Genomic DNA, 7,329 nt, shown 5'->3' on the forward strand with positions numbered 1-7,329 from the left:
CGGGCCAAGCTGATCGTGCTGACCGCCAAGGGCAGGGCATGCATCCAGGCCGGGATCGTGACGATCGAGGGCATCGAACAGCAGCTGTCCGACCGGCTCGGCGAGCGCGGCCACCAGCAGCTCCGTCGGTTGCTGACCAGGATGCTCGACGATGGTGGCCCATGACCCCGTTCGGCCGGCGGGTGCCCCTAGGCTGAGGGGGTGCCGGAGCCGTTCGACCTCCTCGGGCCACTGCCGACCGGCACCACGGTGCTCGAGGCGAGCGCCGGCACCGGCAAGACCTTCACCATCGCCAACCTGGTCGCGCGCTACGTCGCCGACGGCGTGCCGATGGAGTCGCTGCTCGTCGTGAGCTTCAGCCGGGAGTCGACCCGCGAGCTGCGCGAACGTGTCCGCGAGCGGCTGGTCAGCGCCCGCGACGGGCTCGCCCGACCGGCCACCATCGCCGACGACGACCTCGTGCTGGGACAGATCGCCGATGCCGAGGCAGAGGCTGTCGACGTACGCCGCAAGCTGTTCGAGGAGGCGCTCACGGTCTTCGACTCGGCGACCGTCACGACGACGCACGGCTTCTGCCAGCAGGTGATGCTCGCCCTCGGCACGGCGGGCGACCACGACACCGGCGCCGTGCTGGTCGAGAGCATCGGCGACCTGGTGGCGGAGGTCGCCGACGACCTCTACCTGCGCAAGTGGGGCGCGGCGGCCGCCGACCCGCCGGACATGTCGCGGGCCGACTTCCACGCGCTGGCGACCGCCGCGGCACTGGACCCTGCGACCGAGCTGCTGCCTCCGGCGGACACCGACGGGCTGCCCGGCCAGCGCGCCCGGATCGCGGCTGCGGTGCGGACCGAGGTGGACCGGCGCAAGCGGCGCCAGCAGCTCATCGGCTACGACGACATGCTGATCCGGCTGCGCGACACCCTCGTCGACCCGACGACCGGGCCGATCGCGCGGCGCAGGCTGCGGGCGCGCTACCAGGTGGTGCTGGTCGACGAGTTCCAGGACACCGACCCGGTGCAGTGGACGATCCTGCGGGAGGCCTTCCACGGGCATCGCACGCTCGTGCTGATCGGCGACCCCAAGCAGGCCATCTACGGCTTCCGCGGCGCCGACGTGCACGCCTACCTCGAGGCCCGCGAGTCGGCGTCCGTGGTGCGCACGCTGCCGACCAACCACCGCAGCGACCGGGCGCTGCTCGACGGGATGTCGGCCGTCTTCGGCGGCGCGGCGCTCGGCGACGAGCGCATCCGGGTGCTGCCGGTCGAGGCCGCGCACGACGGCCGGCTGGTCGACGCGGAGGTTCCGCTGCAGCTGCGGGTGGTGCCGCGCGAGGGCCTGCCGGCGGCGCAGAACGGCACGGTGCGCACGGGTCCGGCCCGTGAGCTCGTCGCGCACGACCTCGCCGACCGGGTGGTGTCCCTGCTCTCCGGCGGTACGTCGCTGCAGCCGCGCGACGCACGGGAACCCACCCGCGGCCTGGCCCCCGGCGACATCGCGGTGCTGGTGCGGCAGAACAGCCAGGCCGCCCTGGTGCAGACCTACCTGCAGGCCGTGGGGGTGCCGGTCATCCTCACCGGCAAGACGTCGGTCTTCGCGACGCACGCCGCCGCCGAGTGGCAGCGGCTGCTGGAGGCCCTCGAGCAACCGCACCGGACGACGCGGGTGCGGCGGGTCGCCCTGACCTGCTTCGTCGGTCTGGACGCAGCCGGTCTCGATGCTGCGGGCGACGCCTACGCGGACGACCTGGCACTCCAGCTGCGGATCTGGGGCTCGGTGCTCGATGAGCGCGGTGTCGCGGCGATGTTCGAGGCGGTGTCGCTCGACCTGCGGCTGCAGCCGCGGCTGCTCGGGCAGGTCGGCGGCGAGCGGCTGCTCACCGACCTGCGGCACATCGCCCAGGTCATGCACGAGGCCGCACTGGAGGGCCAGCTCGGCCTGACCGCGCTGCTCGTCTGGCTGCGCCGCCGTCGCGAGGAGGCTGCTCGGGAGAGCGGCCAGGAGCGCAGCCGCCGGCTCGAGACCGACGCCGACGCGGTGCAGATCATCACGGTGCACACCAGCAAGGGCCTGGAGTTCCCGGTCGTGCTGGTGCCCTTCGCCTGGGACAACTGGAAGCGCGACGACCCGCCGACCGCGGTCTTCCACGACGAGCGCGACCACCGGGTGCGCGACGTCGGCGGTGTCGGCAGCCCCGACTGGGCCGCGCACGTGAAGGCGCACAAGCAGGAGGAGATCGACGACGAGCTGCGGCTGACCTATGTCGCGTTGACCCGTGCCCAGTCGCACCTGCTCGTGTGGTGGGCGCCGTCGTACAACACGCCGACGTCTCCTCTGCACCGCCTGCTGATGCACGAGGGGCCGGACCTGGCGCCGCAACAGGTCAAGGTGCCCGACGACGGAACGACACTGGCGGCCCTCACCGCCCGGGCCGCCCGCAGCGGCGGCGGGATGGCCGTCGAGGTGGTGCTGGCGCGGCCGCCCGCACGCTGGTCGCCGGAAGGACGGCCGGCACCGTCGCTCTCGCTCGCCAGGTTCGACCGCGCACTGGACACCGGCTGGCGACGGACCTCTTACACCGCGCTCACCTCCGGCGCGCACGAGCAGCGGCTGGGCAGCGAGCCGGAGAGCGCGCAGAAGGACGACGAGACCGACCTCGAGGAGGTGCCGGCCGAGTCGACCTTGCTCGACGTCGAGCTGCGCGGCGTCGTCTCGCTCTGGGACACGATCCCCGGCGGCGCCGCCTTCGGCACGCTGGTGCACTCCGCCGTGGAGCACATCAGCGACCTGGGCGACGACGCCGAGGTCGCGTCGGTGGTGGGTGCGCAGGTCGCGCGGTGGACGCCGGAGCTGGACGCGGGGCTGCTGTCGCGCGCGATGTCGGCGGCCTTCGCCACGCCGCTCGGTCCGCTCGCCGATGGTGTGCCGCTGTCCTCGGTGGCGGCGGCGGACCGGCTCCCCGAGCTGGACTTCGAGCTGCCCTTGGCCGGCGGTGACGAGGCGCTCGACCGGCAGGTCCTGCTGTCGCAGCTCGTGCCCCTGTGGCGGTCGCACGTGCCGACCGGGTCGCTGGCGACGTACGCCGACGCGCTCGCCGAGCTGCCCGACGTGCCGCTGCGCGGCTACCTGACGGGCAGCATCGACGCCGTGCTGCGCGTGGGTGCAGCTCCGTCCCCGCGTTACGTCGTCGTCGACTACAAGACCAACCGCCTCGGTGGACACGACGAGCCGCTGACCGCGTGGCACTACCGGTCCTCGGCGCTGGAGACCGCGATGGTCGAGGCGCACTACCCCTTGCAGGCGCTGCTCTACTCGGTCGCGCTGCACCGCTACCTGCGCTGGCGGCAGCCGGGCTACGACCCCGACGCGCACCTCGGTGGCGTGCTCTACCTCTTCCTGCGCGGGATGACCGGTCCGGCGGTGCTCGACGCCGCAGGCGCGACGCCGGGTGTCTTCTCGTGGCGGCCGCCGTCGGGTCTCGTCGTCGGTACGTCCGACCTGCTGGCCGGGCTGCGATGACCGCAGCGACGACTGCGAGAGGACACGAGGTCCGGCTGGCGCTGCGCGCGACCGGGCTGCTGGCGGACTTCAACCGGGCCGGAATCCTCACCGCCGCCGATGTGCACGTGGCGCAGCGGCTGGGCCGGCTCGGCGGCGAGGCCCACGAGGCGGTGCTGCTCGCCGTCGCGCTGGTCGTGCGCTCCACGCGGCACGGGTCGGTCGTGCTCGACCTGTCGACGGCCGAGGCGACGACGAGCCCGGAGGTCGACGAGGAGGGCGCCGGGCCCGAGGCACCGGTCGACCTGGCGTGGCCGGTCGGCTGGGTCGAGCGCTGCGCCGCCAGCCCGCTGGTCGGCGGACCCGTGGTCGACGCTCCGCTGCGGATGCACGGAACCCGGCTGTGGCTGGCGCGCTACTGGGACCAGGAGGAGCAGGTCGCCACCGAGCTGCGGGAGCGGTCGGCGGTGGCGCCGGACGACCTCGACCCCGCCGTGCTCACCACCGGGCTGGACCGGCTGTTCCGCGACCCGGCGGACGCCGACCAGCGCAGTGCCGCCGAGGCCTGTGCGATGTCGCGGGTCAGCGTGCTGGCCGGCGGGCCGGGCACCGGCAAGACCACGACGGTGAGCCGGCTCCTGGCCCTGCTGAAGGAGCAGCAGCCGGAGTGGCGGGTCCGGCTGGCGGCGCCGACCGGCAAGGCGGCGGCCCGGCTCGAGGAGGCGGTGCGCTCGTCGACGGCGTCGCTGGACCACGCCGAGGACCGGGACCGGGTCGGCGAGCTGCCGGCGACCACGCTGCACCGGCTGCTCGGCTGGCGTCCCGAGGCGCGCAGCAGGTTCCGCCACGACCGCACCAACAGGCTGCCGGCCGAGGTGGTCGTCGTCGACGAGGCGTCGATGGTGTCGGTGACGATGATGGCCCGGCTGCTGGAGGCGCTGCGGCCCTCAACCCGGCTGGTGCTCGTCGGCGACCCTGACCAGCTCGCGTCTGTCGAGGCAGGTGCCGTGCTCGGTGACCTGGTCGACGCATCGTCGCGGATCGCGGTCGCGGCGCTGTCGACCAACCGACGCTTCCCGGCGACCAGCGGCATCGCCCGGCTGGCGGCCGCGGTGCAGGAGGGTCGCGGCGAGGATGCGCTCGCGGTGCTGGCCGCGGACGACGCGCCCGAGGTGGAGCTGGTCGCGGTCGCCGACGACGCCGTCCTGTCCGTGGAGCAGGTCGGCGCCGTACGGGCCGACGTGGTGCGCAGCGGGACGGCGCTGCACGATGCCGCCGAGGCGGGCGACGCCCGGGCGGCGCTGGCTGCCCTGGACGCGCACCGGCTGCTCTGCGCTCACCGGCGCGGTCCGCGAGGCGTGACGCACTGGAGCGCGCTGGCCGAGCGGTGGGTCTCGGACGTGCACCCGGTGGTGCCGCGGGCTGACGGGAGGTACGCCGGGGAGCCGCTGCTGGTGACGGCGAACGACTACGAGATCGAGCTCTTCAACGGCGACACCGGCGTCGTGGTCGCCGACGCGCACGGCGGGCTGGTGGCGGCCTTCGGGCGCGGCGGCGACCCGATCGAGGTGCCACTGGTGCGGCTCGGCGCGGTGCGGCCGCTGCACGCGATGACGGTGCACCGCAGCCAGGGCAGCCAGTTCGAGCGGATCACCGTGGTGCTGCCGCCCGCAGGGTCCCCGCTGGGGACGCGGGAGACGCTCTACACCGCGGTGACCCGCGCGACGAGCCACGTGCGGGTCATCGGGTCGGCCGAGGCGCTGGTCGAGGCGATCGGCCGGCCGGCCGCGCGCGCCACCGGCCTTCGCGAGCGACTGAGCTCGCCTGGCTAGGGCAGACGGCGCGCCCGGCAGATCGACGCCGGTTGGCGGGGCTGCGGTGCAGAAAGCGCACCGCAGGCCCAGCCCGGTGGTGGGCGTCAGTGGCGGCGGTGGGCGCCGCCGCGGGGTCTGGCCGCGGCGATCAGCAGGGCCACCGCGAGGCCGAGCACGAAGAGGGCGGCGAGCGCGGCGACTCGCCAGGTGCTGTCGATCGCGTCGTCACGGGACGGGTCGGCCAGGTCGGGTGCTGACGACGTGGACGCGGTGCTCGATCCGGACGTGTCGGGCGCGTCGGAGGTCAGGGTCGACGTGTCGTGGGGCCAGCCGGTGGTGACCTCGTGCGACGCGTCGGACCTGGTGCCTGATGCTGGTGCGACCTCGAGCGTCGACCGGCCGTCGCCGGCCGGAGAGGCGACCTGGCGCCCGGCGACCGCGACCTGGGTCGGCTGACTGCCGTTGCCGTTGTTGCCACCGGCATTGTTGTCACCACCGCCGTTGCCGCTGCCCTCGCCGCCACCGTTGCCGCCGCCCGGTGTGGCAGCGGCGGTGGGCGTGGTCACCCGCCCGGTCGGCGCGGTCCCGGCGGGTGGTGGCGCGGTCTGGCTCGGCAGGGACTGGAAGGACGGCCCGCTGCTGGAGCCCCCGGAGCCCGAGGTCGCCGTGCCGGTCGCGGTGGTGGTCGACGGCGGCCGCGAGGCCGTCGACGTGCCCGTCGGCTCGGACGTCGTGGGCGGGTCGGTCGGCGACCCTGTTGGCGTCGAGGTGGCTGTCGGCGTCGAGGTGGCTGTCGGCTTCGGCCTGCCCGGTGTGGTCGTCGGCCGGGAGGGAGTCGGGTCGACCGGCGCGGCGTACGCCATCGGTCCTCCCCCGACACCGACGCTCACGGGCACCGGGAGCACCACGACGGCTCCGACGACCAGCGTCCCGAGAGGCAGCAGCATCGTCCCCGCCGGCAGCCGCCGACGGGCACGGCGACGCCCCGAGTGCCGTCCCATGGGGAAGTCTTTGCCCATGGCGGGTTACGCGACACCTCGGGCGCCTCGCCGAGGCTCCCGGTCCAGCTCCCTCAGGTGACGACGAGGCCGCGCCTGCGGAAAATCTCGCGCACCGACTCGGCCTGCTCCACCGTCGGGGCGGGCCGGTCGGCGAGCGGGAACGGCAGGCCGAGCGCGTCGTACTTTGCCGTGCCGAGCGTGTGGAACGGCAGCACCTCGACCCGGGCGACGTTGCGGAGGCCGGCGACGAAGTCGGCCATCGGCTCGACGTTGGACGGTGCGTCGTTGAGGCCGGGGACGAGGACGAACCGGATCCAGGTCAGCAGCTCGAGCGCAGCGAGCCGCCTGGCGAACGCGATGGTCGGCGCCACGTCGGCACCGCCGGTGACGGCGGCGTAGGTGAGCGGGTCCCACGACTTGATGTCCAGCAGCACCAGGTCGCTGTCGAGCAGAAGGTCGTCGGTCGCGCGGCCACCCAGGGCGCCCGACGTGTCTAACGCGGTGTGGATGCCCCCCTCGCGGCAGGCGCGCAGGACCGCGCCGGTGAACGCCGGCTGGAGGAGCGGCTCACCTCCGGTGACCGTGACGCCGCCCCCGGTGCGTAGGAAAACGTTGCCGTAGCGGCGGATCTGCGCCATCACGTCGTCGACCGACTCGACGCGCCCGTCCCGCTCCGACCAGGTGTCGGGGTTCTGGCAGTAGACGCAGCGCAGCGGGCAGCCGGCGAGGAAGAGGACGAACCGGGTCCCGGGACCGTCGACACCCGTGGAGAGGTCCCACGAGTGGACGGCCCCGGTGGTTGTCGTTGTCGTCGTCGTCGTCGTCGTAGTCCGCACCGCGCCTACAGCCCCGCGTGGAAGGTGCGGTTGATGACGTCGAGCTGCTGCTCGCGGGTCAGCCGAACGAAGTTCACCGCGTAGCCGGACACCCGGATCGTGAGCTGCGGGTACTTGTCCGGGTTCTTCATCGCGTCCTGCAGCGTCTCGCGATTGAGGACGTTGACGTTGACGTGGAAGCCG

The 7,329-nt window shown here is 74.0% G+C and carries 6 protein-coding genes; 3 read left to right on the forward strand and 3 right to left on the reverse strand.

What is annotated here, in order from left to right:
* Nucleotides 1-201: 201 nt before the first annotated feature.
* Nucleotides 202-3,516 carry a UvrD-helicase domain-containing protein gene (locus VK640_02480; GenBank protein ID HTE72048.1) on the forward strand — a complete coding sequence of 1,105 codons (3,315 nt, stop codon included), beginning with the start codon at nt 202-204 and terminating at the stop codon, nt 3,514-3,516.
* On the forward strand, nt 3,513-5,327 hold the full coding sequence (gene recD, locus VK640_02485; protein ID HTE72049.1) for an exodeoxyribonuclease V subunit alpha: 1,815 nt from the start codon (nt 3,513-3,515) through the stop codon (nt 5,325-5,327). Before VK640_02480 ends, recD begins: the two co-directional genes overlap by 4 nt.
* Before the next feature lie 86 nt (nt 5,328-5,413).
* Here the strand turns inward: recD and VK640_02490 are convergent, their stop codons facing one another.
* Nucleotides 5,414-5,875 carry a hypothetical protein gene (locus VK640_02490; GenBank protein ID HTE72050.1) on the reverse strand — a complete coding sequence of 154 codons (462 nt, stop codon included), beginning with the start codon at nt 5,873-5,875 and terminating at the stop codon, nt 5,414-5,416.
* Here VK640_02490 and VK640_02495 point away from each other — a divergent pair.
* Complete coding sequence (locus VK640_02495; GenBank protein ID HTE72051.1) at nt 5,868-6,389, forward strand: hypothetical protein; 522 nt, start codon at nt 5,868-5,870, stop codon at nt 6,387-6,389. The genes VK640_02490 and VK640_02495 overlap by 8 nt on opposite strands.
* Here VK640_02495 and pflA read toward each other — a convergent pair.
* The gene (gene pflA / locus VK640_02500) at nt 6,382-7,146 is read right to left on the reverse strand and encodes a pyruvate formate-lyase-activating protein (protein HTE72052.1); all 765 of its coding nucleotides are present in this window, start codon (nt 7,144-7,146) and stop codon (nt 6,382-6,384) included. The genes VK640_02495 and pflA overlap by 8 nt on opposite strands.
* 5 nt (nt 7,147-7,151) lie before the next feature.
* Nucleotides 7,152-7,329, reverse strand: a 178-nt coding sequence (locus VK640_02505; protein HTE72053.1) for a glycine radical domain-containing protein, incomplete at its 5' end; no start/stop codon positions are given.

It is taken from the genome of Actinomycetes bacterium (assembly GCA_035489715.1).
Taxonomy (GTDB): domain Bacteria; phylum Actinomycetota; class Actinomycetes; order JACCUZ01; family JACCUZ01; genus DATHAP01.

What these genes read in the sequence shown, in the direction of transcription:
- recD (HTE72049.1), top strand. Translation starts at nt 3,513, where the DNA reads ATGACCGCAGCGACGACTGCGAGAGGACACGAGGTCCGGCTGGCGCTG.